The organism is Allobosea sp. 2KB_26, assembly GCF_052115715.1.
Taxonomy (GTDB): Bacteria; Pseudomonadota; Alphaproteobacteria; order Rhizobiales; family Beijerinckiaceae; genus Allobosea.
This window is the reverse complement of the sequence record NZ_JBFRHE010000010.1, coordinates 238018-260809: the sequence shown is the minus strand read 5'-3', so window position 1 is coordinate 260809 and position 22792 is coordinate 238018. Positions and strand designations below refer to the sequence as shown.

At 65.0% G+C, this 22792-nt stretch carries 25 protein-coding genes; 13 read left to right on the top strand and 12 right to left on the bottom strand.

The window, feature by feature from the left end:
• On the top strand, positions 1–403 hold a 403-nt coding region (locus tag AB4099_RS24405), incomplete at its 5' end, for an autotransporter domain-containing protein (RefSeq protein WP_441479933.1).
• Between the two features lie 86 nt (positions 404–489).
• Positions 490–963 carry a cysteine hydrolase family protein gene (locus tag AB4099_RS24400; RefSeq protein WP_441479932.1) on the top strand — a complete coding sequence of 158 codons (474 nt, stop codon included), beginning with the start codon at positions 490–492 and terminating at the stop codon, positions 961–963.
• Between the two features lie 603 nt (positions 964–1566).
• On the opposite strand, the gene AB4099_RS24395 is transcribed toward AB4099_RS24400, so the two are convergent.
• Both AB4099_RS24395 and AB4099_RS24390 read right to left on the bottom strand, forming a co-directional pair.
• Positions 1567–1974 (bottom strand): VOC family protein, encoded by a 408-nt coding sequence (locus tag AB4099_RS24395; RefSeq protein ID WP_441479931.1) that lies wholly within the window; start codon positions 1972–1974, stop codon positions 1567–1569.
• A gap of 65 nt (positions 1975–2039) precedes the next feature.
• Complete coding sequence (locus AB4099_RS24390) at positions 2040–2510, bottom strand: MarR family winged helix-turn-helix transcriptional regulator (protein ID WP_441479930.1); 471 nt, start codon at positions 2508–2510, stop codon at positions 2040–2042.
• 63 nt (positions 2511–2573) lie between these two features.
• On the opposite strand from AB4099_RS24390, the gene AB4099_RS24385 reads away from it, so the two are divergent.
• Positions 2574–3305, top strand: a complete 732-nt coding sequence (locus tag AB4099_RS24385; RefSeq protein ID WP_441479929.1) for a DUF899 domain-containing protein — start codon at positions 2574–2576, stop codon at positions 3303–3305.
• Positions 3306–3458: 153 nt separating this feature from the next.
• Here AB4099_RS24385 and AB4099_RS24380 read toward each other — a convergent pair whose 3' ends face one another.
• Positions 3459–5111: an acyl-CoA dehydrogenase family protein gene (locus AB4099_RS24380; RefSeq protein WP_441479928.1), complete on the bottom strand. Its 1653-nt coding sequence runs from the start codon at positions 5109–5111 to the stop codon at positions 3459–3461.
• Between the two features lie 87 nt (positions 5112–5198).
• Complete coding sequence (locus AB4099_RS24375; protein ID WP_441479927.1) at positions 5199–6737, bottom strand: 4-hydroxyphenylacetate 3-hydroxylase family protein; 1539 nt, start codon at positions 6735–6737, stop codon at positions 5199–5201.
• Between the two features lie 93 nt (positions 6738–6830).
• Here AB4099_RS24375 and AB4099_RS24370 point away from each other — a divergent pair, with 93 nt between their 5' ends.
• From AB4099_RS24370 to AB4099_RS24350, 5 genes are all read left to right on the top strand, one after another.
• Positions 6831–7469 (top strand): TetR/AcrR family transcriptional regulator, encoded by a 639-nt coding sequence (locus AB4099_RS24370; RefSeq protein WP_441479926.1) that lies wholly within the window; start codon positions 6831–6833, stop codon positions 7467–7469.
• A complete protein-coding gene (locus AB4099_RS24365) occupies positions 7466–7996 on the top strand; it encodes an isochorismatase family protein (protein WP_441479925.1) in 531 nt (176 codons plus the stop codon). Before AB4099_RS24370 ends, AB4099_RS24365 begins: the two co-directional genes overlap by 4 nt.
• An 8-nt stretch (positions 7997–8004) precedes the next feature.
• Positions 8005–8640 (top strand): 2-hydroxychromene-2-carboxylate isomerase, encoded by a 636-nt coding sequence (locus tag AB4099_RS24360; RefSeq protein ID WP_441479924.1) that lies wholly within the window; start codon positions 8005–8007, stop codon positions 8638–8640.
• Positions 8641–8737: 97 nt separating this feature from the next.
• Positions 8738–9742: a Vgb family protein gene (locus AB4099_RS24355; protein ID WP_441479923.1), complete on the top strand. Its 1005-nt coding sequence runs from the start codon at positions 8738–8740 to the stop codon at positions 9740–9742.
• On the top strand, positions 9739–10119 hold the full coding sequence (locus AB4099_RS24350; protein WP_441479922.1) for a c-type cytochrome: 381 nt from the start codon (positions 9739–9741) through the stop codon (positions 10117–10119). Before AB4099_RS24355 ends, AB4099_RS24350 begins: the two co-directional genes overlap by 4 nt.
• 2 nt (positions 10120–10121) lie before the next feature.
• Here AB4099_RS24350 and AB4099_RS24345 read toward each other — a convergent pair whose 3' ends face one another.
• From AB4099_RS24345 to AB4099_RS24320, 6 genes are all read right to left on the bottom strand, one after another.
• Positions 10122–11114, bottom strand: a complete 993-nt coding sequence (locus AB4099_RS24345) for a branched-chain amino acid ABC transporter permease (protein WP_441479921.1) — start codon at positions 11112–11114, stop codon at positions 10122–10124.
• A 34-nt stretch (positions 11115–11148) separates the two neighbouring features.
• Positions 11149–12036 (bottom strand): branched-chain amino acid ABC transporter permease, encoded by an 888-nt coding sequence (locus AB4099_RS24340; RefSeq protein WP_113518014.1) that lies wholly within the window; start codon positions 12034–12036, stop codon positions 11149–11151.
• Between the two features lie 186 nt (positions 12037–12222).
• A complete protein-coding gene (locus AB4099_RS24335; protein WP_113518015.1) occupies positions 12223–13428 on the bottom strand; it encodes an ABC transporter substrate-binding protein in 1206 nt (401 codons plus the stop codon).
• A gap of 41 nt (positions 13429–13469) precedes the next feature.
• Positions 13470–14213, bottom strand: coding sequence for an ABC transporter ATP-binding protein (locus tag AB4099_RS24330; protein WP_441479920.1), 744 nt, complete (start codon positions 14211–14213; stop codon positions 13470–13472).
• Positions 14203–14967 carry an ABC transporter ATP-binding protein gene (locus AB4099_RS24325; protein WP_441479919.1) on the bottom strand — a complete coding sequence of 255 codons (765 nt, stop codon included), beginning with the start codon at positions 14965–14967 and terminating at the stop codon, positions 14203–14205. Before AB4099_RS24325 ends, AB4099_RS24330 begins: the two co-directional genes overlap by 11 nt.
• A gap of 179 nt (positions 14968–15146) precedes the next feature.
• Positions 15147–15770 carry a TetR/AcrR family transcriptional regulator gene (locus AB4099_RS24320; RefSeq protein ID WP_113518018.1) on the bottom strand — a complete coding sequence of 208 codons (624 nt, stop codon included), beginning with the start codon at positions 15768–15770 and terminating at the stop codon, positions 15147–15149.
• Between the two features lie 195 nt (positions 15771–15965).
• Between AB4099_RS24320 and AB4099_RS24315 the strand changes: the two genes are divergently transcribed.
• The 5 genes from AB4099_RS24315 (at position 15966) to AB4099_RS24295 (ending at position 20756) form a co-directional block, all read left to right on the top strand.
• On the top strand, positions 15966–16424 hold the full coding sequence (locus tag AB4099_RS24315) for a (2Fe-2S)-binding protein (RefSeq protein WP_441479918.1): 459 nt from the start codon (positions 15966–15968) through the stop codon (positions 16422–16424).
• A 3-nt stretch (positions 16425–16427) separates the two neighbouring features.
• Complete coding sequence (locus AB4099_RS24310; protein WP_441479917.1) at positions 16428–18605, top strand: xanthine dehydrogenase family protein molybdopterin-binding subunit; 2178 nt, start codon at positions 16428–16430, stop codon at positions 18603–18605.
• The gene (locus AB4099_RS24305; RefSeq protein ID WP_441479916.1) at positions 18605–19231 is read left to right on the top strand and encodes an Isoquinoline 1-oxidoreductase subunit; all 627 of its coding nucleotides are present in this window, start codon (positions 18605–18607) and stop codon (positions 19229–19231) included. Before AB4099_RS24310 ends, AB4099_RS24305 begins: the two co-directional genes overlap by 1 nt.
• 147 nt (positions 19232–19378) lie before the next feature.
• A complete protein-coding gene (locus AB4099_RS24300) occupies positions 19379–20086 on the top strand; it encodes a CoA transferase subunit A (protein WP_113518022.1) in 708 nt (235 codons plus the stop codon).
• A 13-nt stretch (positions 20087–20099) separates the two neighbouring features.
• Positions 20100–20756: a 3-oxoacid CoA-transferase subunit B gene (locus AB4099_RS24295; RefSeq protein ID WP_113518023.1), complete on the top strand. Its 657-nt coding sequence runs from the start codon at positions 20100–20102 to the stop codon at positions 20754–20756.
• An 84-nt stretch (positions 20757–20840) separates the two neighbouring features.
• Here the strand turns inward: AB4099_RS24295 and bluB are convergent, their stop codons facing one another.
• Positions 20841–21464, bottom strand: a complete 624-nt coding sequence (gene bluB, locus AB4099_RS24290) for a 5,6-dimethylbenzimidazole synthase (protein WP_441479915.1) — start codon at positions 21462–21464, stop codon at positions 20841–20843.
• Positions 21461–22789 carry a cobyrinate a,c-diamide synthase gene (locus AB4099_RS24285; protein ID WP_441479914.1) on the bottom strand — a complete coding sequence of 443 codons (1329 nt, stop codon included), beginning with the start codon at positions 22787–22789 and terminating at the stop codon, positions 21461–21463. Before AB4099_RS24285 ends, bluB begins: the two co-directional genes overlap by 4 nt.
• Positions 22790–22792 lie beyond the last annotated feature (3 nt).

The window sequence follows — 22792 nt, the reverse complement described above, 5'->3', positions numbered from 1 at the left end:
GATCCAGGCGCGCAGCCCGGCGCTGACCGAGGCGAACTGGGCCGGCGCCAATGCCGGTGCGCTCACTCTGGCGAAGCGCAACGACATCACCTCGCGCAGCGAGCTTGGCCTGCAGCTCGACTACGCCAGCGGGCTGAACGGGCTGCCGGTCGCCGGCTATGTCCGGGCGAGCTGGGCGCATTACTACCAGCGCGATGCCGGCCTCTCCGCCTCGATCGCCGGGCTGACCGGTTCGGGATTTGCGGTCGAAGGCGCCAGGCCCGCGCGCAACAGCGCGCTGCTTGCCGCCGGGCTCGACCTCAGGCTCAGCCCCGCCGTGACGCTCGGCGCCCGCCTCGACGGCGAACTCTCCGGCTCCACCAACCGCCTTGGCGGCCAGGCCCAGATCAGGGTGAGCTTCTAGCGCGGGCATTCCGGCCGCGTGCATGAACTCGCTCGAATGACAGGCATTGGAGTTGCTGCAGAAGGCTGCCTGCGCTTAAACGCAGCATGCGCCAGGCCCTGCTGATCGTGGACGTGCAAGCCAGCTTCTCGCCACCGGAATGGCTGATCCAGGGTATTGCGGCTGTCGCCGCCGGTATGCCGTCAGTCGCGACCGTCGAGAGGCATGATGAGGCGGCGACGCCTTTCGAGCGCCAACTGGGCTGGAAACCCGGCCTGTCGGACGAGAGCCTGGTTCCTGCCGATCGCGTCTTTGTCAAGCACGGCTATCTGCCACCGGCTGCGATGATCGACCATCTCCTGGGCATGCAGGTGGAGCGTGTGCTGGTCTGCGGGCTGCAGGCCGACACCTGCGTTCTCGCCGCCGGCTTTGCCCTCTTTGATGCCGGCCTCAGTCCGGCGCTCCTAAGTTGGTTGACCGTCGGCTCCTCCTTGGATCGTTCCGGCGAATTGGGCGTCCGGCTTTGGCGCCACCATTTCGGTGCGGTGATCCTGGGCCCTGATGAGCTTCTGGCGGGTTAGCGCGGCCTCGGCTCGCTCCGGGTTCGATGCGGCATGACGAAGCATTAATGCCTGCGTCATCGAACAGATCGGCTCGCAGCCCTATGCGGATCGTGCTCGGTGTTTCGCTTTCAGGACGCGTCGCGTGAGTGATCTGACGCGATACCGATTGCCTGGCGTCGAGTGCAGGTCGAAGCAGTGAATGCTCCCTGCGCGCGTCGTTACTCGTACCGGGAATACCCGGGCGAGGCGTCGGCCCGCGGGAGGAGGCGCCGTGATGGGGAGATAGCGGCGCCTCCTCTTCGATCGCGCATGGAGCGGTGCGCATCTCGAGGCAGGCGAGTTTGGCGGCATGACGTGTGTCGCGCTGGGCTCAGCGTCGTCCCGCCCCGCATGCATCTGGGGATGAGCCTGCCAAAGCCGAAGCCCTGGGCCGGCGGAGCGCCAGGCGGCCATCGCCCAAGAAAAAAGGGCCACGCCAAAGGCGCAGCCCGAAGTCTAGGGAGGAAACGCCCAAGGAGGGCGCCACAGCATCTCTGCTGCGGTGCACAGGAGATAGGGCGCCGCTCTCGCGACCGCAAGAGGAAAAGGGCAGTATCGCTGCCCTTTTTTCAGGCGGCCTGCTCAGCCTTGCTGCACGGCCGCGGGATCCATCCACATCACCTCCCAGACATGGCCGTCGAGATCCTGGAAACTGTGGCCATACATGAAGCCGTGGTCCTGCGGTTTCGCATAGGTTTTGCCGCCGGCGGCGACCGCAGCATTCACCATCGTGTCGACATCGGCGCGGCTTTCGCGCGACAGGCAGGTCAGGACCTCGGTGACCTTGGTCGCGTCGGCAATCGGCTGTGGTGCAAAGCCTGCGAATTTCTCGTGCGTCAGCAGCATCGCGAAGATGGTGTCGCTGATCACCATGCAGGCGGCGGTGTCGTCGGTGAATTGCGGGTTGAAGCTGAAGCCGAGCGCCTTGAAGAAGGCCATGGACTTCTGCAGATCCCTCACCGGCAGGTTGACGAAGATCATCTGGGGCATGGTCGTTCCTTGCTTGTTTTTGGTGGTGTGGGTTGGGAAACGGCCGCCGCCATAGGCGGTAGCAGTCAGGGCTGGGACAGTGCCCTGAGATCGTGCCGGAAACGGTCAGGATCCGTCCCGGGCAAGAGCGCGTCGACCTCGCGGTGGACGCGCTCCCAGGTCGGGACGGCAAGGAGGAGCAATGCATGGCCGGCTGGCTGCAATGTCAGCAGCCGGCTGCGTCGATCATCCGGATCGCTGTCGACCGAAACGAGACCGCGCCGCTCGAGCGGCTTGAGCGCCGCCGTCAGGGTGGTGCGGTCCATGGCAAGGAGGTTTGCCACCGGGCCGAGGCTCGGTGGTTGCGGGCGATTGAGCGACATCAACAGCGAGAATTGCTGGTTCGTCAGGTCAAACGGCCGCAAAGCCTCGTCAAAGCGTCGTGCAAGTGCCCTGGCTGCCTGCTGCACATGCAGGCACAGGCAATGGTCCCGCACATGCAATGTGGTCTCGAAGGGCAGCCGGCTCTCGGCGGAAAGCGGGATGGGCTTTGACATGGTGTTTTTATGTTGATATCAACCTATTCTGTCAAGAGGGGGCGTTTCTGAAGGAGGAAGGCCATGCAGCAACACCCGGTTGTTTCACGCGAGGACTGGCTTGCCGCGCGCAAGGTTCTGCTCGCCCGCGAGAAGGAAGAGACGCGTCTGCGCGACGCGGTGAATGCCGAGCGAAGCGCCTTGCCCTGGGTCCGGGTCGAGAAGAATTATGCCTTCGACACGCCGGCAGGGAAGCGGCGGCTGGTGGAGCTGTTCGACGGGCGCAGCCAGCTGATGATCTATCATTTCATGTTCGGGCCGGAATGGGAGGCAGGTTGCCCCGGTTGTTCCTTCCTGGCTGATCATCTCGACGGCACGCTGGCGCATCTGAACAATCACGACGTGACATTGGTGGCAGTTTCGCGCGCGCCGCTGCAGAAGATCGAGGCCTATAAGCGCCGCATGGGCTGGCGCTTCCCCTGGGTCTCGTCCCATGGCAGCGACTTCAATTTCGACTACCACGTCTCATTCACGCCCGAGCAGCTCAAGGGAGACAGCGTCCGCTACAATTTCACCGATACGCCGGTGGGCAATGCGCATGACGAGCTGCCCGGACTGAGCTCGTTCATCCGCAACGAAGCCGGCGAGGTGTTTCATACCTATTCGAGCTATGCGCGGGGCCCGGAGGAGCTGATCGGGACATTGATGATCCTCGACCGCGCCCCCAAGGGCCGCAACGAGGACTCGACCATGAGCTTCGTCAAGCGCCACGACGAGTACGAGACGGTGCCGATGGCCGCAGCCTGCTGCGCGTGATTGCAGGCCTGGTGCGCCCGGAACCCGGGCGTCACCCGGCCGATGAGAAGCGCAGGACCGGGGTCCATGCCAGCCTTGAACATCCAGGTTCGGGCATGGTCCCCGAGGCTCTCTTCACCGCCGGTCCGGCGCATCGCCCGAGGCCAGAATGGCTCAGCCCCGCGCCACGCTCGCGCGCTTCACGATGCTGGTCAGTTCCGGCGATGGATCGAGCGTGCCGAAGACATACCCCCAGTCGGCATCCAGCCTGGAGCGGCAGAAGGTCTCGAACACCGCCTCGTCCGCGTGCTTCTTCAGCTCCGAGGCCTGCAGCGCATAGGCCATCAGGTTGGCGAGCCGGCGGCCATGGCCATCGTCATTGCGCGGTTTGGCCACCTCGTCGCCGAGCCTGTCGAGCCAGCGGTCGAGCGCGCGGTTGGCGCCGCGAGCGGAACCGAGCTCGGCCATGAAGGCCTCTTTCGTGCGTGGATCGCGGTTGAACGAACGCAGCACGTCCATGCACATCATGTTCGAGGTGCCTTCCCAGATCGCGTTCAGCGGCGCCTCGCGATAAAGGCGCGCCATCGGGTTCTCCTCGATGAAGCCATTGCCGCCATGGCATTCCAGTGCCTCGACGACAAAGCCGGCAGCGCGCTTACAGTTCCAGAATTTCGCCAGCGGTGTCGAAACCCGTGCGACATGCCGCTCCTGCTCGCTGCTCTCCATCGCATCCGTTGCGGCGGCGACTCGGAAGGCCATCAGGGTCGAGGCCTCGGAGTCGATCGCGAGATCGGCAAGAATATTGGTCATCATCGGCTGATCGGCCAGCGAGGAGCCAAAGCCCTTGCGCGATTGCGTGTGATTGAGCGCGAGCGTCAGCGCCTGCCGCATCAGCCCGGCCGAGCCGATGGCGAAATCGAGCCGGGTCAGATGGGCATGGCTGAGGATCTCGCGAATGCCATGTCCCTCTTCGCCGACCAGCCAGCCCAGGCACTCGCGGAATTCGACCTCCGACGAGGCGTTCGAGCGGTTGCCGGCCTTGTCCTTGAGCCGCTGGATCTGCAGCCGGTTGCGGCTGCCATCCGGCAGGAAGCCGGGGGCGAAGAAGCAGGAGACGCCGCTCTCGCTGCGCGCGAGCGTGAAGAACCCGTCCGATTGCGGGACCGAGAAGAACCATTTGTGTCCGGTGATCAGATAGACCCGCCCCTCCGGCGTATCCTCGAGATAGCGCGCGGTCGTCTGAGTCTGCCGGAGGTCCGACCCGCCCTGCTTTTCGGTCATCGCGTAGCCGATGCTTGCTCCTGTCTTCTGGGAGACCGGGAGCGGGCGCTGGTCATACTGGCCAGAGGTGATCTTCTCGCGCCAGAGCGAGAACTCAGGCTGGGCCAGGCCCGGCCAGGCGGCATAGGTCATGCCGGTCGGGCAGCCGACCCCTTGCTCGATCTGGTTCCAGACATAGGAGAGGACGCCACGCGCGACATGGCCGTTCGGTTCGGTCGTCGTCCAGGCCAGCGAGGGCACCTCGTGCCGGAAGGCGAGCGTCATCAATTCGTGCCAGGCCGGATGAAATTCGACCCAGTCGACGCGATTGCCGAAGCGGTCATGCGTCATGAGTTCGGGCGTGAACCTGTTGGCCAGACGCGCGAGATCCTGCACCGCCTCAGCGCCGGCATGGGCGCCGAGCGCCGTCGCTCTGCCTGCCACCCAGGGAGCCTGGCGCGTGACGACGCCCTGCAGCACCGCGTCGTCGGAGAAGGCGTTCCAGCCCGTGGCTGGGCGCGCCTGATTCAGCACCTGATGGGTCGAGGCAATGGCGTGCACGGTCATGTTGGTCCTCTGGTCAGGTCCGGCGCTCTGCTGGGTATCCCGTCCCGGGACGGGGGAATGAAGGGGATCCGAGGCTGACGGGTTGCGCTATTCGGCCGCTTCGCGCGGGACCCCGCCCGGCGGTTCCGGCACCTCGCAACCGGTGACACAGCAGCGTCCCGGCTGCTTCGAGACACGGCTGCCATCGGCGAGGACGCCCCGTCCGAGCAGGCTCTCGACCAGTTCGACCTTCTCCGCCACCGGATAGTTGCGCCAGATCTCGCGCTTCATCGCTTCCGGCGAGCCGCCGCCATGCAGCGAGATCACCGAATACCAGCCGGCCTCCTTCGAGACGGTGAGATCCTCGATGAAGCGCGCGACCTCGGCGCGCTGGGCGTGCGGGATATCGGGGCGGCCAGCGAGTACGGCGGCCAGCGAGGCGGCGGTCTCGGGATTATGGTCCTCGTCCGGGCCCGGCAGCGCCACGATCAACCCGCCCGATACGTAGTGGGCGATGCGGTGCATGTCGTAGATCTGCGTCGCCAACAGCAGCTTGCCGATATTGGAGAAGACGCTGTCCGGCATTACCGAGCCTGCCGGATCCCTCTGGCAGTAGACGGAGGCCGCGACACCGCAGGCAAAAAAACCTTCGGTGATCTTGATCAGCTCGACCATCTGCTCGCGGACATGGCCATGACGCTCGGTATCGAGCCCGTTGGCATCGATCATCAGTGCGCCGGCGCCGATCAGGAGATCTCCGAACCCGGCTCGGGCGCCGATGCAGGAATGGCGGTGATGCGTCGCATAGCTCGTGGTCAGGAAACCACCTTCCTCGGTCTCGCCGGCCAGGAACACGCGGTCCCACGGCACGAAGACATCGTCGAACATCACGACGCCGGTCGACTGGCCGTATTGCGCCGAGAATTTTGCAGCTGGATCGCCGGGGCGTCCGGCAGGTCGCGCTACGATGGTGACGCCGGCGGCATCGCAGGGCACGGCGCAGCAGACTGCGAAATGCTCGTCGCCCGGCACATGGGTGCGGCAGGGCATCACCAGGAATTCGTGCATATAGGGCGCGCCGGTGACGATGGCCTTGGTGCCGCGAATGACGATGCCGTCCTTCCGCCGCTCCTTGATGTGAACATAGGAATCCGGGTTCGCCTGTGCGCCCGGTCGCTTCGAACGGTCACCCTTGGCGTCGGTCATGGCGACGCCAAGCGTCAGGTCCTTGTCCTGAACCTCGTGCAGATAGGCGCGGAAGCGTTGCGCATAATCGCTGCCGTGACGGGCATCGGTGAGCGCTGTCGCCTGCCAGAGCGCATTCAGCGCATCATGGCTGAGATAGCGCTGGGCGCAGCCCGAGATCTTGCAGACCAGCCGAACCGCCTCGAGCTTCGCGAGCAGGTCGCCGGAGCTCTCGTTGATGTGCAGCATACGGTTGACGGTCTTGCCGGAGCTTGTCTGCCGCGCCGTCATCACCGGGAGATGGGCCTCCTGATGGGCGAGACCGTAGGTGATTCCGACCGCATTGACGCCCGGTGCCAGCAAGGGCTCGTCAGCCACGCTCTCGACACGCTGGCCGTTGACGAAAACCCGAGGATGATAGGCGCGCAGCGACTCGCGATAGCCAGCAGCATCCATCAGCATGGGCGTGTCCTCTTGATATTTGAGTGTTGCCCGTAAAATTGAACGCCGTTAGAATTTCCGTCAACCCAAATCTGGAGCGATGTCGAGGTGGCAGTGGCCGAGACGATGCGAGGTCGCCGCAAGCGGGCGGTCACGGAACTCAGGCGCGGGCTGATCCTCGACGCCGCACGCACGGTCTTCGAGCGCGATGGGTTGGATGGCGCCTCGCTGCGCGGCATCGCGGCGGAGGCCGGCTACACGCCGGCGGCGCTCTATTTCCATTTCGATTCCAAGGAAGCGCTCTATGCCGAGGTCCTTGGCCAGTCGCTGTCGGCGCTGCGCGACCATGTCGACAAGGCGGTCGAAGGAGCTGCTACGCCGGAAGCCCAATTCCGCCTGGCAGCGCTCGCCTTCTTCGATTTCTATGCGGCCCATCCCAGGGATCTCGATCTCGGCTTCTACCTGTTTCGCAGCGGCATGCGCCCCCACGGGCTCGGTCGCGAGCGGGACAAGGCGCTGAACGAGGCACTTGAGGCGGCGCTCTCGCCCATCAGGCAGGCCGCAGAACAGATGGGCTCCGATCAGGAGACGGCACGACTGGCCATGGCCGATGCCTTCGCTCATGCTTCGGGCGTGCTGCTGCTCGCCCATACGCAGCGGCTGCGGATGTTCGGCGCGCAGGCGCGCGTGCTGATGGAACGCTATGTCGATGTCCAGATCGGACAGTTGCTGATGAAGGGAGAGCGGCCATGACGCTGCTGAAGGTTGAGCGCGCCCGCCTCGTCATTATCGATTTCCAGACGCGCCTGATGCCCGTGATCCATGACGGGCCTCGCATGGTCGCGAATGCGCGCCGGCTCGTCGAGGCCGCAGCCCTGCTCGATGTTCCCGTGGTGATGACCGAGCAGAACCCGGCCGGGCTCGGCAGCACGGTGCCGGAATTGTCGGGCGCGGGTCCGGTGGTGACCAAGATGAGCTTCGACGCCTGCGCCGAACCAGCCTTTCTCGGCGCGCTGGAAGAGGACGAGGAACTGATTGTCTGCGGTTGCGAGGCGCATGTCTGCGTTGGGCAGACGGTGCTTGGACTGCTGACGCAATGGCGCCGCATCCTCGTGGTGCAGGACGCGATCGGCTCACGTGCTGCCGAGAACAAGGAGGCCGCAATCCGACGCATGGCGGCTCATGGCGCCGAGATGGTCACGACCGAGATGGTCCTGTTCGAATGGCTGCGGACGGCGGAACACCCACAGTTCCGCGCCGTGTCCAAGCTGATCAAATGAGGATACGAATGACCAAGCCTGCCATCTGGTATTTCGACCTCATCTCACCCTTTGCCTATCTGGCATTGACGAAGCTCGACGCGATTGAAGAGCTGCGGCCCATCGTGATGAAGCCGATCGTCTTTGGTGCCGTGCTCAAGCACTGGGGCCAGCTCGGCCCGGCCGAAATCGCGCCGAAGCGCGTCCACACCTATCGTCTCGCGACGCATCTGGCCCAATCGCAGGGAGTGCCCTTCCGCTTCCCGCCGAGCCACCCGTTCAACCCGCTCGCCATGCTGCGCCTGTTGACCGCTCTCGATGGGCAGAAGGGCGCGGTCCGCGAAGCGTTTCGGCTGATCTGGGGGCAGGGGCGCGACGGTAACGATCCAGCCGTGCTGGCCGAGGTGGCGGCGGCGGCCGGAGATCCTGCTGCGCTCGGCCGCATTGGCGGACAGCCGGTGAAGGATGCCCTTCGCCAAGCGACCGAGGAGGCCGTCGCGGCCGGAATCTTCGGCGTGCCGAGCCTGCTGATCGATGGCGAGATCTTCTGGGGCGTCGATGCCATGGCCATGGCGCTTGACTATCTGGTGGCGCCGGAAAGCTTCCTGACCGGTGAAATGGCGCGGGTTTCGAGCTTGCCGGTCGGCGTTCAGCGGCGGGTCTGACCACCAGGGAAGGAGACGGCGCAGTTTCACCATCTTGTCGTCCCAAGCTGGACGTCGGCCGAGGCGTTGCGCCCGGCCGGTACAGGAGGAGACGTTCATGCTGCGCCGGTCCTTTCTTCAGCTCGGCCTTGCCGGGCTTGCGGCGCCTGTCCTGATCGGCCGTGCGGCGGCCGCCGGTCCGACGACGCCGGGCTCCAGGTTCAACGTCACCTATTTCGACATCCCGGCGATCAAGGGCTCTCGCGATGTCGCCGATGCTGGCGACGGCACGATCTGGGTCTGTGGTCAGCGCAATGGCACGCTCGGCCGCTTCGATCCGCGTTCGAGCGAACTCAAGGTGGTTGAGCTCGGGCAGGGGGCCGCGCCCCATGGCGTGGTTCGGGGCCCTGACGGTGCTGCCTGGGTGACGGAAGGTGGCCAGAACGCCATCGCCCGCGTCGACGACAAGACGCACAAGGTCGATCTTTTCAAGCTGCCTGCGGGGCGCGAAAACGCCAATCTCAATACCGGAGTCTTCGACAAGGACGGCATCCTCTGGTTCACGGGCCAGGGCGGGATCGTCGGCCGCTTCGACCCGAAGACCGCGAGGATGGAGGTCAAGGATGCGCCCCGCGGACCGGGCGCCTATGGCATCACCAGAACCCCTTCCGGCGAGATCTGGTACGCCTCGCTGGCCGGCAACCACATTGCCCAGATCAATCCCGGCACCTTCGAGATCACGGTGGTCGAGCCGCCGACGCCTGGTCAGGGAGCGCGGCGGGTCTGGTCGGATTCGAAGAACCGCATCTGGGTCAGCGAGTGGAATTCCGGCAATGTCTCGGCCTATGACACGCTCAGCAACAGCTGGAAGACATGGAAATTGCCGGGTGACAAGCCGCGCACCTATTCGGTCTATGTCGATGACGCCGACAAGGTCTGGCTGACGGATTTCGCGGCCAATGCCATCGTGCATTTCGATCCGGTCACCGAAGCCTTCAGCAGCTTCCCGAGCGACAAGCCGGGCGCCAATGTCCGCCAGATGGATGGACGGTCCGGCGAGGCCTGGGGCGGCGAAAGCGGCAATGACCGGTTGGTCCGCATCCTGACGGTGAAGCAGGCGTGAGGAGCGTGCTCGCTGCCGTCGCAGTCGCGGCGGTCCTGCTTGCCGCACGGGCTGGTTCAGCTCAGGAGAGCAGTGCGGGCGAGCATCTGTTCGCGACCTGCCAGGCCTGCCACAGCCTCGACCCAGCCAAGAGAGGTATGGCCGGCCCGCATCTCGCCGGCCTCTCAGGCCGCCGCGTCGGTACGGCGGAAGGGTTCGATTACTCGCCGGCGCTGAGGGCCGCTGGTGCGCAGGGTCTCAGCTGGGACGAAGACCGGCTGAAGGCCTATCTCGCCGATCCCGAGGGCATGTTCAAAGGCAGCTGGATGAGCGCGCCAGGGCTCGCCCGCGAGGCCGACCGGGCAGCCGTCGCTGATTTCCTGATGCGGCAGCGCTGACGTCAGAGCGGTCGCTTGATGGCCCTCGAGATCACGCCGACGATGCCCTCGCGGAACAGCATCACGCAGATCACGAAGATGACGCCCTGCACCACGGTGACCCACGCGCCAAGGCTGGCGAGGTAATTCTGCATGGAGACAATGACGAGCGCACCGACGATGGGCCCGAACACGGTACCGAGCCCGCCGACAAGCGTCATCAGGACGACCTCACCGGACATCGACCAGTGCACGTCCGTGAGTGAGGCGAGCTGGAAAACGATCGCCTTGGTCGAGCCTGCCAGCCCCGCCAGCGCAGCCGAGAGCACGAAGACCGCGAGCTTGTAGCGATTGGCGCGGTAGCCGAGCGAGATCGCGCGCGGCTCGTTGTCCCGGATCGCCTTGCAGACCTGGCCGAAGGGCGAATGGATGATGCGGTAGATCAGTAGCAGCCCGGCCATGAAGATGACGGCGACCACGTAATATAGCGCCTTGTCGTCGGCGAGGCTGATCAGGCCGAAGAGCTTGCCGCGCGGCACTGACTGGATGCCGTCCTCGCCGCCCGTGAAGCGCGGTGTCTGCAGCGAGAAGAAGAACACCATCTGCGCGAGCGCGAGCGTGATCATGGCGAAGTAGATGCCTTGCCGGCGGATCGCGAGCGAGCCGAAGACGGCGCCAAGCATGCCGGCAATCAGCGTCCCGGACAGGATCGCGAGCTCGGGCGTCAAGCCCCAGTTCTTGGCCGTATAGGCGCTGACATAGCTTGCCATGCCGAAATAGGCGGCATGGCCGAAGGAGAGCAGACCGCCATAGCCAAGCAGAAGGTTGAATGCGAGCGCGAACAACGCAAAGCACATCACCTTCATCACGAAGACGGGATAGGCGACGAAAGGCGCGACGGCGACCAGGACCGCGAGCCCGATGAAGATCGCCCGATGCAGGCGCTCGGTTCCCTTCGTGGTCTCGGTGACCGCGAGGCCGCCCGCGGGAACGTCGGCGGAAAGCGCATCGGCCATGGTCAGCTCCTTGCAATCAAGCGGGGCGGCGCCATCACGCGGGCCGCCCGAACAACCCGGCTGGTTTCACCAGCAACACCAGGACCATGATGATGAAGATCACGGTCGCGGACGCTTCGGGGTAGAAAACCTTGGTCACGCCTTCGATCAGGCCGAGGCCGAACCCGGTGACGATCGCGCCCATGATCGAGCCCATGCCGCCGATCACGACGACGGCGAAGACGACGATGATCAGGTCGGCTCCCATGTTCGGATTGACCGAGTAGATCGGCGCCGCGAGCACGCCGGCGAACGCCGCCAGAGCGACGCCGAAGCCGTAGGTCAGGGTCACCAGCAGCGGCACATTGATGCCGAAGGCCTGTGTCAGCGTCGGGTTCTCGGTGGCGGCGCGGAGATAGGCGCCGAGCCTCGTCTTCTCGATCACGAACCAGGTCGCCAGGCAGATGACGAGCGACGCGATGACGACCCAGGCGCGGTAGTTCGGCAGGAACATGAAGCCGAGATTATGCCCGCCCGCCAGCTGCGGCGGGATCTGATAGGGCAACCCCGACGAGCCGTAATTGTTGCGGAACAGGCCCTGGATGATCAGTGCGAGGCCGAAGGTCAGCAGCAGCCCGTAGAGATGGTCGAGATGGGCCAGCCGCGAGATCAGGAACCGCTCGATGAGGACGCCCACGATCCCGACGATCAGCGGTGCCAGCAGCAATGCGGCCCAGTAGTTGATGCCGAGATAGTTCAGGCACATCCAGGCCACGAAGGCGCCCATCATATACTGCGCGCCATGGGTGAAGTTGATGATGTTGAGGAGCCCGAAGATCACCGCCAGCCCGAGGCTGAGGATGGCATAGAACGAGCCGTTGATCAGGCCAAGAAGGACCTGGCCGAACAGCGCTTGTGGTGGGATTCCGAGAAGCTCGAACATGCCTTGCTCAACTCATCCTGAAAATGCTGCCAAGGACCGACGTACGGATACGCCATCTCCTGCTACCATCATCCCGGGTCGGCCGAAGACCCGACCCGGAAGATGTGCCGGAGCACCTGGATCCCGGGTCTCCCTAGGATCGCCCGGGATGACGCAGGAACCAAGCAAGCGCGGACGAAGCCTCGTTCACTTCTTGACGAGCGGGCACTCGCTCTCGCTGAGCGGCTTGAAGGCCTGTTCGGCCGGCAGAACCGCGATCTGCTTGTAGTAGTCCCACGGTGCCTTGGACTCGGACGGCTTCTTGACCTCGAAAAGATACATGTCGTGCATCTTGCGGCCGTCGATGCGGACCGATCCCTTGCCGAAGAGCGGATCGTCGGTCGGCAATTCCTTCATCTTGGCCATCACGGCCGCGGTATCCTTGCTCTTCGCGGCCTCCACGGCCTTGAGATAGTGGAGCATGCCGGAATAGACGCCGGCCTGGACCATGGTTGGCTTCTTGCCGCCATGGGCCTTCGCGAAGCGCTCCGACCAGGCGCGGGTCTGGTCGTTCGTGTCCCAATAAAAGGCTTCCGTCAGGACCAGGCCTTGCGCCGTCTGCAGGCCGAGCGCGTGCACGTCGGTGAGGAAGACGAGCAGCCCCGCGAGCTTTTGCCCGCCTGCAACAATGCCGAACTCGCCGGCCTGCTTGATCGAGTTGATCGTGTCGCCGCCGGCATTGGCGAGGCCGATGACCTTGGCTTTGGAAGCCTGGGCCTGAAGCAGGAACGACGAGAAATCGGTGCCCGGGAAGGGCGTGCGCACGGCCCCCAGCACCTTGCCGCCGTTCTTGGTGACGATCGCGGCAGTGTCGCGCTCCAGAGCGTGACCGAAGGCATAGTCGGCGGTCAGGAAGAACCAGCTGTCGCCGCCGGCCTTCACCATGGCGCCACCCGTGCCCTGGGCGAGGGCATAGGTGTCATAGGTCCAGTGGATCGTGTTCGGCGAGCAGGCCTTGCCGGTGAGGTCCGAGGTGGCCGCGCCCGAGTTGATATGGATCTTGTTCTTTTCCTTGGTGATCTGGTTGACGGCCAGCGCCACCGAGGAGGTCGGCACGTCGAGGATGATGTCGACGCCGTCCTGATCGTACCATTGCCGGGCGATGGTCGAGCCGACATCGGGCTTGTTCTGGTGGTCGGCCGAGATGATCTCGACCTTGATGCCCTTCTCCGCGGCCTTGAAATCCTCGACGGCCATCCGGGCCGCAACCACCGAGCCCTCGCCCGAGAGGTCGGCATAGAGGCCGGAACGGTCGTTGAGTACGCCGGCCTTGACGGAAATCTGCTGCGCCAGCGCCGGGCTCACCAGCAGCGCGCCGAATACGCTGCCCAGCAGCAATGTCTTGAGTTTCATGCCGTCTCTCCCTGAAATGACGTCGTTCTCGACGCGATTTTTCAAACCCCGAGGTAACCGTGGAGCTTGTCGATGTTTCGCTCAAGCGCCTCGTTCGGAATCATGTCGACCACCTTGCCCTGCTCGACGACATAGTGCCGGTCGGCGACCGTCGCGGCGAAGCGGAGGTTCTGCTCGACCAGGATGATGGTGAAGCCCTCGCGTTTCAGTTTCGCAATGGTGCGGCCGATCTGGTCGATGATGACAGGGGCCAGCCCCTCGGTCGGCTCGTCGAGCAGCAGGAGATTTGCGCCCGTGCGCAAGATGCGCCCGATCGCCAGCATCTGCTGCTCTCCGCCCGACAGCTTGGTGCCCTGGCTCTTCAGCCGTTCCTTCAGATTGGGAAAGAGCTCGAAGATCTGATCGAGGCTGAGCCCGCCCGGCTTCACCTGCGGCGGCAGCAGCAGGTTCTCCTCGACATTCAGGCTCGAATAGATGCCGCGTTCTTCCGGAACGAAACCGATGCCCAGTCGCGCGATCGCGCGCGAGGGCAGGTTGATCGTCTCGGTGCCGTCGAACGAGACGGAGCCCTTGCGCTTGCCCATGATGCCGATGATCGACTTCAACGTCGTGGTCTTGCCGGCGCCATTGCGGCCGAGCAGGGTCACCACTTCGCCCGGCGCGACGTCGAAATCGATGCCGTGCAGCACATGCGACTCGCCATACCAGGCCTCGAGCCCGCGGACCGCTAACAGCGGTTTGACAGCGCTCGCAGGCGCCGCGGCCCCGGTTGCCTCAGTGAGCATGGCCGACTCCCGATCCGATATAGGCTTCGACCACGCGCGGATCCTTCGAGACCGTGGCGTAGTCGCCTTCCGCCAGCACCTGCCCACGCGCCAGCACGGTGATGCGGTCTGAGAGAGAGGCGACGACCGAGAGGTTGTGCTCGACCATCAGGATGGTGCGGTTGGCGGAGACTTTCCGGATCAGCGCCTCGATGCGCTCGACATCCTCACGGCCCATTCCGGCCATCGGTTCATCGAGCAGTAGCATCTCCGGATCGAGCGCCAGCGTGGTCGCTATTTCGAGGGCGCGCTTGCGACCGTAGGAGAGTTCTCCCGCCGGCAGGTCCTCAAAGGTCGAGAGGCCGACGGCCTCGACGAGGCGCAGCGCCTCGGCATCGAGCGATTTCAGCACATCCTCGGACCGCCAGAAATCGAAGGAGTCGCCACGCTTGCGCTGCAGCGCGATCCGGACGTTCTTCATCACGCTGAGTTGCGGGAAAACCGCCGAAATCTGGAAGGACCGGACCAGCCCGAGCCGGGCGATCTCAGCCGGTTTCTGCCGCGTGATGTCCTGGCCATTATAGACGATCGAGCCCTTGGTCGGCGCAAGAAACTTGGTCAGCAGATTGAAACATGTCGTTTTGCCGGCGCCATTTGGGCCGATGAGCGCATGAATGCTGCCGCGCCTGACCTTGAGGTCGACGCCATTGACCGCGGTGAAGCCCGCGAATTCTTTGGTTAGCCCCGAGGTGGAGAGAATAATATCCTCAGACATACCACGCACACATGGTCGCCACCTTAATGATTCTTGGATTGTTCGTTTCCCCTTGCAGTCATGCTGCACCGCGCGCAGCGCGCCTGTCAACGCCACGCCCGTGCGCAGGAATCCATGTGCATCTGCCCAGGAATGGCGGTTTAGACGAAAGGCTTAGAGCCGATCCCGGCCCTGTCATACTAGCCGGTCGGCAGGACGGCAGCAGCCGTGACCGATGCGATCGCGTCGAGCCGCTGCTGGTAATCCGCGCAGGAGGGCAAGGGGCCGAGCTTGGCACCGGCGGCCGCCTGCATCAGCGTGTTGATCAGCGTCGTGGGGCTGAGGCCCGTGCGTCTCAGCGAGATCTCGCCCTTCGCTTGCGCCTCCTCAATGAGGTTGCGCGCATGCCTGGCGAAGATGTCTTCGAAGACAAGCAGTTCCTGCCCAGCAATGCTGGCGATGACGGCCTTCAATTCGGCGAGGTGTTCGCCCGTGCCGAGGCTTTCGAAGGCTGTTGCGAAATGAGCTCTCAACAACGCCGTGAGGCGTTCCGGAAAGGGGGACTGGCTGGTCAGGACTTCACGGCAACGTGCTTCGACACGCTTGCCGAGCAGCGCAAGCATGGCCCGGAACACATCATCCTTGCCCTTGAAATGGAGGTAGAGCGTCGCCTTGGCCAGCCCGGCTTCCTTGGCGATGTCGTCCATCGAGGTGCGTTTGTAGCCGTAACGGGCAAACAGGCGCAGGGCCGCATCAGCGATCTGATCGATGCGACCGGTGGCATCATCGGCGGCCACGCCGGAACTTTCGCTTCTGTCGGACATTGCAGTCTTGACAAGATCCAAACTGAGCGCGACTATTCTAATTAGACTCAAACGGTCTAATTCGTCTAGTCGCGCGACCCAAGACGACGGATCACCCGCCCGCTTCTGATATGTCAGATCGGGCCGTCGAGAGCGAGCCTCTCGATCCGCACCATGGTGCCGCGCTGTGTCATGTCCAGCGATCCGGAGGCAGCCATGGTCTCACTCAAAGTCAACGGCAGGACGCACAGCGTCGATGTCGACGACGATACGCCCCTGCTTTGGGCGATCCGCGACAATCTCGGCCTGACCGGCACCAAGTTCGGCTGCGGCGTCGCACAATGCGGCGCCTGCACGGTCTTCATGGACGGCAAGCCGCTGCGCTCCTGCGTCACGCCGGTCTCGGCGGTGGGTGATGCCGAGATTACCACGATCGAGGCGATTTCGGGCAAGGAGGCCGATGCCGTTCAGGCCGCGTGGACGGCGCGCGATGTACCGCAATGCGGCTACTGCCAATCCGGCCAGGTGATGAGTGCGGTTGCGCTGCTCATGGAAAACAAGAAGCCGAGCGATCGGGACATCGACCTCGCGATGAACGGCAATCTTTGCCGTTGCGCAACTTACGTCCGTATCCGCGCCGCGATCCATGACGCGGCCCGCACGCTGGAGGGCTGAGCCATGACCGCTCACGATCATAACCTCTCCCGTCGCTCGCTGCTGAAGGGGGCCGGCGCGCTCGTCATCGGGCTGCATCTCCCGCAAGCGGCGCGCGCCCAGTCCGGCGCGGGCGCCGCGTTCCGCCCGGGCGGAAACGCCACCTTCGCGCCCAATGCCTTTGTCCGCGTGGCGCCTGACAGCACCATCACGGTGCTGGTAAAGCATATCGAGTTTGGCCAGGGGCCGTTCACCGGATTGGCGACGCTCGTCGCCGAGGAGATGGATGCAGACTGGGGCCAGATGCGCAGCGAGCATGCGCCGGCCGACGTCAAGCTCTATGCCAATCTCGCATTCGGGGTGCAGGGTACCGGCGGCTCGACCGCGATCGCCAATAGCTGGGAACAAATGCGCAAGGCCGGAGCCACGGCCCGCGCCATGCTGGTCCAGGCTGCGGCGCAGGCCTGGAAGGTCCCCGCCTCCGAGATCAAGGTCGAGGCCGGCATCCTGAGCCATGCCTCCGGCAAACAGGGACGCTTTGGCGAGTTCGCCGAGGCGGCCTCGAAGCTTGCCGTGCCCGAGAACGTGCCGCTGAAGCCAGCGTCGGCCTATCGCCTGATCGGCAAGGAGGGCAAGGTCAAGCGGCTCGACAGTGCCGACAAGTCGCGCGGCAAGGCCGAGTTCACCATCGATATCCACGCTCCCAATATGCTGACCGTCGTCGTTGCCCGGCCACCGCGTTTCGGGGGCAAGGTCGGAAGCTTCGACGCGGCCGAGGCGCTCAAGGTCAGGGGCGTCGTCGACGTCAAGCAGATCGGCTCCGGCGTCGCCGTCTATGCCAATGGCATGTGGCCCGCGTTGAAGGGCCGCGAAGCCCTGAAAGTGATCTGGGACGAGAGCGCGGCCGAAAGGCGCGGCAGCCGCGAACTCATCGCCGAATATCGCGCGCTCGCCCGCCAGAAGGGTGTGGTCGCCGGTTCGCATGGCGATGCCGAGGCCGTGCTCGCCAAGGCGGGGACGGTGATCGAGGCCGAGTTCGTGTTCCCCTATCTGGCGCACGCGCCGATGGAGCCGCTCGACGGTTATCTGCAATGGGATGGCAGCGAGGCGCTCGCCCGCTTCGGCAGCCAGTTCCAGACCACCGAGCATATGACAATCGCAACCATTCTTGGCCTGCCGCCAGAGAAGGTCAGGCTCGAGACCATGCTGGCAGGCGGCAGCTTTGGCCGGCGTGCGCAGGTCAGCCAGCATCTGGCAGCAGAACTCGCCATGGTCGCCAAGGCGATCGGTCCCAACCGTCCGGTCAAGCTGGTCTGGACGCGCGAGGATGATCTCTCCGGCGGCTATTATCGCCCGCTCTTCGTGCATCGCCTGCGCGGCGTCGTGCAGGACGGCAAGATCACGGCCTGGGCCGACAGCATCGTCGGTCAGTCCTTCTTCCTCGGCACGCCCTTCGAGGCGATGGTGGTGAAGAACGGCATCGACGCAACCTCGGTCGAGGGCGCCAACGAGCTCTTCTACGAGATTGCCGATTTCCACTGCGAGGTGAACAACCCCAAGGTTGGCGTGCCGACCCTGTGGTGGCGCTCCGTCGGCCACACGCACACGGCCTATGCGGTCGAGTGCTTCATCGACGAGTTGCTGCAGGTGGCAGGGCAGGATCCGGTTGCCGGCAGGCTAAGCCTGATGAACCGGCATCCGCGTGCCGTCGGCGTGCTCAAGGCTGTCGCCGAACTGGCGAAGTGGAATGGCTCCGGCCCGGTCGACGGCCGCGCCCGCGGCGTCGCGGTGGTCGAGAGCTTCGGCTCTTTCGTTGCGCAGATCGCGGAGGTCTCTCTCGGCACTGACGGTGAGCCGAAGGTTCACAAGGTCTGGTGCGCGGTGGATTGCGGGGTCGCGGTCAATCCCGACATCATCCGGGCGCAGATGGAGGGCGGTATCGGCTTTGGTCTTGGTCATGCGCTCTATGGCGAGATCACGCTCGACCAGGGGAGGCCGGTCCAGGCCAATTTCGATACCTATCGCTCGCTGCGCATCCACGAGATGCCGGAGGTCGAGGTCGCGATCATCAGTTCGACCGAAGCGCCCACCGGCGTCGGCGAACCGGGCGTGCCGCCGATCGGTCCTGCGGTCGCCAATGCACTGGCAAAGCTCGGACAACCACGTCCGCGCCAATTGCCGATGGTCGGAGGCACGGTCTGATGCAGGCGCCTCTCCTTCATGCCATCCTGGCGGGGGCCGGCCTCTGTCTGGCCGGGACCGCGCTCACCTCGGCGCAAACAACGCCGCAGGCGGCCCCGGCCGCCTCGCTGCGTTCGGCCGAGAGCTTCAGCACCATCGCCAACCAGCGCGACCGTTCGGTCGCCCTGTTCGGCGAGATCGGCACGGTGCTGCAGCATCCGCGCTGCATGAACTGCCATCCGGCGACCGAACGCCCGCGGCAGGCCGATGCGAAGCGCCTGCATCAGCCGCTCGTCGTGCGCGGCAAGGACGGGCATGGCGCACCGGGGCTGGAATGCGCGACCTGCCACGGAAAGCAGAATTTCGACCCGGCGCGGATTCCAGGCGATGGTCATTGGGCGCTGGCGCCGGCCTCGATGGCCTGGGAGGGCAAGTCGCTCGGTCAGATCTGCGAGCAGCTCAAGGACCCAAACCGGAATGGCAGCCGCGACCTCGCGGCAATCGTCAAGCATGTCACCAGCGACACGCTGGTGCTCTGGGCCTGGAACCCGGGACCCGGTCGTGTTCCGGCCCCCGGCAGCAATGCGCAATTCGGTGCGCTGATGCAGGCCTGGGTCGACACGGGAGCCGCCTGTCCGGCATCCTGACGCGGCTCCTCCTTCTCCCCTCGGGGTACGAGGGGAGGCACGCATGCCCGCCCGCGCCCTCGTCCATGTTGCAACTGCATCATGGGCTCGGCTAGTCCTTGGGAGGAACGCTCCTCTCCCCCTGATCCCAGCGGCAAAGGCATCGCGATGAAGAAGGTCTACCCCGACGCAAAGGCGGCGCTTGCCGGTATCGTCAAGGACGGCATGACGATCATGGCCGGCGGCTTCGGCCTCTGCGGCATTCCCGATACCCTGATCGAGGCGATCCGCGAGTCCGGCGCCAAGAACCTGACCTTTATTTCCAACAACGCCGGCGTCGACGGCGCGGGGCTTGGTCTGCTGCTGGAAACCCGCCAGATCAAGAAGATGATCAGTTCCTATGTCGGCGAAAACAAGCTTTTCGCCCAGCAATACCTGGCCGGTGAACTCGAGCTTGAATTCACGCCGCAGGGCACACTTGCCGAGCGGATTCGTGCCGGCGGCGCCGGTATTCCCGCTTTCTTCACCAAGACCGGTGTCGGTACGCTGATCGCCGAGGGCAAGGAGGAACGCGAGTTCAATGGCGAGCGCTACATCATGGAGCGCGGCCTCTTCGCCGATATCTCGATCGTTCATGCCTGGAAGGGCGATACCGAGGGCAATCTCGTCTATCGGAAGACGGCGCGGAACTTCAATCCGATGATGGCGAGCGCCTCGCGCTTCACGGTCGCAGAGGTCGAGCACCTTGTGCCGGCTGGTGAGATCGATCCCGATCACATGCACACGCCCGGTATTTTCGTGAAGCGCATCGTGCATGTGCCGAACCCGGTCAAGCGCATCGAGCAGCGCACCACCCGTCCCCGTCCGACGGCTTGAGGAGACAAGGACCATGGCTTGGACACGTGAGCAGATGGCCGCCCGCGCCGCCAGGGAGCTGCAGGACGGTTTCTACGTCAATCTCGGTATCGGCATCCCGACGCTGGTCTCGAACTACATTCCCGCCGGCATGAGCGTGCAGCTCCAGTCGGAGAACGGCATGCTCGGCATGGGCCCGTTCCCCTATGAGGGCGAAGAAGATCCCGACCTGATCAATGCGGGAAAGCAGACCATCACTGAACTGCCGACGACGAGCTATTTCTCCTCGGCGGATTCCTTCGGCATGATCCGTGGCGGTCATATCGATCTGTCGATCCTCGGCGCAATGCAGGTGGCCGAGAACGGCGATCTCGCCAATTGGATGATCCCCGGCAAGATGGTGAAGGGCATGGGCGGCGCGATGGATCTCGTTGCCGGTGTCAAGAAGGTCGTCGTGGTGATGGAGCACGTCGCCAAGAACAAGGACGGCTCCGAATCGGCAAAGCTGCTTGAGGCCTGCGACCTGCCGCTGACCGGCGCCGGCGTCGTCGACATGGTGATCACCGATCTCGGTGTCTTCGCCGTGGACAAGGCGAATGGCGGCGGCATGACCCTGATCGAGCTGGCGGACGGCGTCTCGCTGGATGAGATCAAGGCCAAGACCCAGGCCAGGTTCAAGGTCGCGGTCTAGCCGCTGCCCCATCATCCCCGGGGCGGCGCACGCCGCCCCGGATCGCCGCCCTGGATTACCGCGCTGAACGTGCGCGATGAGATCTCAGCCGCGGCCTTTTCCGATCTCCCAGCCATGCCGGATCAACTCCGGATCGGCATGCTCCTCCTGTGGATAGCCGACGCAGAGCCAGGCGATCAGCTTCCACTGCGGCGGCACGCCAAGCGCAGCCGCGATCGCCTCGGGTTCGAGGATCGAGACCCAGCCGACGCCGATGCCATGCATGCGCGCTGCCAGCCAGAACTGGGTAATCGCGGCGACCACGGAATAATCGAGCATCTCCGGCATGGTGCGCCGGCCGAGCCCATGGCCTTGCTCCGTGCCGTGGTCGCAAAAAACCGCAAACTGCTCGGGGGCTTCGCGCAGGCCTTCGAGCTTGAGGCTGGCATAGAGCCGGGCTCGCTCGCCGGCGTAGTCACCGAGCGCCTCGGCGTTGCAGCGCGTAAAACTGGCCTGCGCCGCCGCGCGCTGCCCTGCGTTCGTGACGCGCAACCAGCGCCAGGGCTGCGAATGGCCGACCGAGGGAGAGAGTTCGGTCAGCGTCAAGAGATGCGCCAACAATGCTTCGGGCACCGGCTCCGACCGAAAGCGCCGCACATCGCGCCGCCAGGCGAGCAGCGTCTCGAACTGCGCCGCAAAGGCCTCGTCGAAGACCGGAGGTTCGCTCATGGCTGCCCGCCGAGGCGGGCGATGGCGTGGAAGAAGGAGCCGGTCACCAGGCCTCGCCGGCCGCCGGCAGGAACTGGAGCCGAGCCATGCGGATCGGTCACCATCGCGAAAGGCGCGTCATAGCCAACCGAAGTGATCGTCGCGTAGTGGAATTCGTGCCCGGTCAGTGCCTGCCCGGCCGAGCCCAGCGGACCATTCGCCTGGAGCACGGCGCGGCGGTAGCCCAGGTTCATCTTGCGCTTCGCGAAGCTGGTCTCGACCGAAAGCAGGTTCGCCATGGCATGGGCAGTGCCGTCGGCATCGATCAGCGCTCGGCCAAGCACCATGTAGCCGCCGCACTCGCCATGGACCGGCCGGGTCTCGGCGAAGCGGCGCAGGCCCGCCAGGAAGCGGCTGGCTCCGGCGATCCGGCCGGCATGAAGCTCCGGATAGCCGCCCGGCAGCCAGCAGCTGTCGCAATTCTCCGGCGGTGGTTCGTCGGCGAGCGGCGAGAAGGGAACGAGCGTGGCGCCGGTCGCACGCCAGCCGGTTTCGACATGGGGATAAATGAAGCTGAAGGCGGCATCGCGGGCAATGGCGATGCAGCGTCCCGGGGCGGGCAGGGCGGGAGCATCATGCCGGGTCGTCGGGAGGTCGGTCGGTTCGGCCGCGGCAAGGATCGCATCGAGGTCGACCGCGGCTGAGATCGCGTCTGCGAGCACATCGAGCCGGGCATGCAGATCCTCTGTCTCGCCGGCCTGCACAAGGCCGAGATGGCGTTCGGGCAGGATCAGGCTGGCCTCGCGCGGCACCGCGCCGAACACGGGCAGCCCGATCCGCTCCATTCCTGCCGCGGCAAGCCGGCGATGGCGTTCGCTTGCGACCTTGTTGAGGATCACGCCGACGACACGGATGCGCTCGTCATAACGCATGCAGCCGAGAGCCACCGCGCCGGCCGACTGCGCCTGACCGGATACATCGACGACCAGCACGACCGGCCAGCCGAAGAAGGCCGCGATATCGGCGCTCGCGCCCGTATGCCCCATCTCGCCCGGCACGCCGTCGAACAGGCCCATCGAGCCCTCTGCGACGACGATATCGGCGGCCTCTGCAGCCTCGCCTGCGATCTGGCCGAGCAAGGTGTCCGGCATCGCAAAACTGTCGAGATTGGCGCTGGGTGCGCCGGTTGCGGCCGCGTGGAATGCCGGGTCGATATAGTCCGGCCCGCATTTCAGCCCGCGTACCGTCAGCCCTCGCTTCACCAGCGCCCGTTGCAGACCGAGCGTGATCGTCGTCTTGCCCGAGCCGGAGCGCGGCGCGGCGATGAGGAGGCCTTTTCCGCTCATGCG

Bases quoted from the DNA above. Each gene is read 5' to 3' on its own strand.
- AB4099_RS24400 (WP_441479932.1), top strand. From the start codon at position 490: ATGCGCCAGGCCCTGCTGATCGTGGACGTGCAAGCCAGCTTCTCGCCA.
- AB4099_RS24395 (WP_441479931.1), bottom strand. From the start codon at position 1,974: ATGCCCCAGATGATCTTCGTCAACCTGCCGGTGAGGGATCTGCAGAAG.
- AB4099_RS24390 (WP_441479930.1), bottom strand. From the start codon at position 2,510: ATGTCAAAGCCCATCCCGCTTTCCGCCGAGAGCCGGCTGCCCTTCGAG.
- AB4099_RS24385 (WP_441479929.1), top strand. From the start codon at position 2,574: ATGCAGCAACACCCGGTTGTTTCACGCGAGGACTGGCTTGCCGCGCGC.
- AB4099_RS24380 (WP_441479928.1), bottom strand. From the start codon at position 5,111: ATGACCGTGCACGCCATTGCCTCGACCCATCAGGTGCTGAATCAGGCG.
- AB4099_RS24375 (WP_441479927.1), bottom strand. From the start codon at position 6,737: ATGCTGATGGATGCTGCTGGCTATCGCGAGTCGCTGCGCGCCTATCAT.
- AB4099_RS24365 (WP_441479925.1), top strand. From the start codon at position 7,466: ATGACGCTGCTGAAGGTTGAGCGCGCCCGCCTCGTCATTATCGATTTC.
- AB4099_RS24360 (WP_441479924.1), top strand. From the start codon at position 8,005: ATGACCAAGCCTGCCATCTGGTATTTCGACCTCATCTCACCCTTTGCC.
- AB4099_RS24355 (WP_441479923.1), top strand. From the start codon at position 8,738: ATGCTGCGCCGGTCCTTTCTTCAGCTCGGCCTTGCCGGGCTTGCGGCG.
- AB4099_RS24345 (WP_441479921.1), bottom strand. From the start codon at position 11,114: ATGGCCGATGCGCTTTCCGCCGACGTTCCCGCGGGCGGCCTCGCGGTC.
- AB4099_RS24340 (WP_113518014.1), bottom strand. From the start codon at position 12,036: ATGTTCGAGCTTCTCGGAATCCCACCACAAGCGCTGTTCGGCCAGGTC.
- AB4099_RS24335 (WP_113518015.1), bottom strand. From the start codon at position 13,428: ATGAAACTCAAGACATTGCTGCTGGGCAGCGTATTCGGCGCGCTGCTG.
- AB4099_RS24330 (WP_441479920.1), bottom strand. From the start codon at position 14,213: ATGCTCACTGAGGCAACCGGGGCCGCGGCGCCTGCGAGCGCTGTCAAA.
- AB4099_RS24325 (WP_441479919.1), bottom strand. From the start codon at position 14,967: ATGTCTGAGGATATTATTCTCTCCACCTCGGGGCTAACCAAAGAATTC.
- AB4099_RS24320 (WP_113518018.1), bottom strand. From the start codon at position 15,770: ATGTCCGACAGAAGCGAAAGTTCCGGCGTGGCCGCCGATGATGCCACC.
- AB4099_RS24315 (WP_441479918.1), top strand. From the start codon at position 15,966: ATGGTCTCACTCAAAGTCAACGGCAGGACGCACAGCGTCGATGTCGAC.
- AB4099_RS24310 (WP_441479917.1), top strand. From the start codon at position 16,428: ATGACCGCTCACGATCATAACCTCTCCCGTCGCTCGCTGCTGAAGGGG.
- AB4099_RS24305 (WP_441479916.1), top strand. From the start codon at position 18,605: ATGCAGGCGCCTCTCCTTCATGCCATCCTGGCGGGGGCCGGCCTCTGT.
- AB4099_RS24300 (WP_113518022.1), top strand. From the start codon at position 19,379: ATGAAGAAGGTCTACCCCGACGCAAAGGCGGCGCTTGCCGGTATCGTC.
- AB4099_RS24295 (WP_113518023.1), top strand. From the start codon at position 20,100: ATGGCTTGGACACGTGAGCAGATGGCCGCCCGCGCCGCCAGGGAGCTG.
- bluB (WP_441479915.1), bottom strand. From the start codon at position 21,464: ATGAGCGAACCTCCGGTCTTCGACGAGGCCTTTGCGGCGCAGTTCGAG.
- AB4099_RS24285 (WP_441479914.1), bottom strand. From the start codon at position 22,789: ATGAGCGGAAAAGGCCTCCTCATCGCCGCGCCGCGCTCCGGCTCGGGC.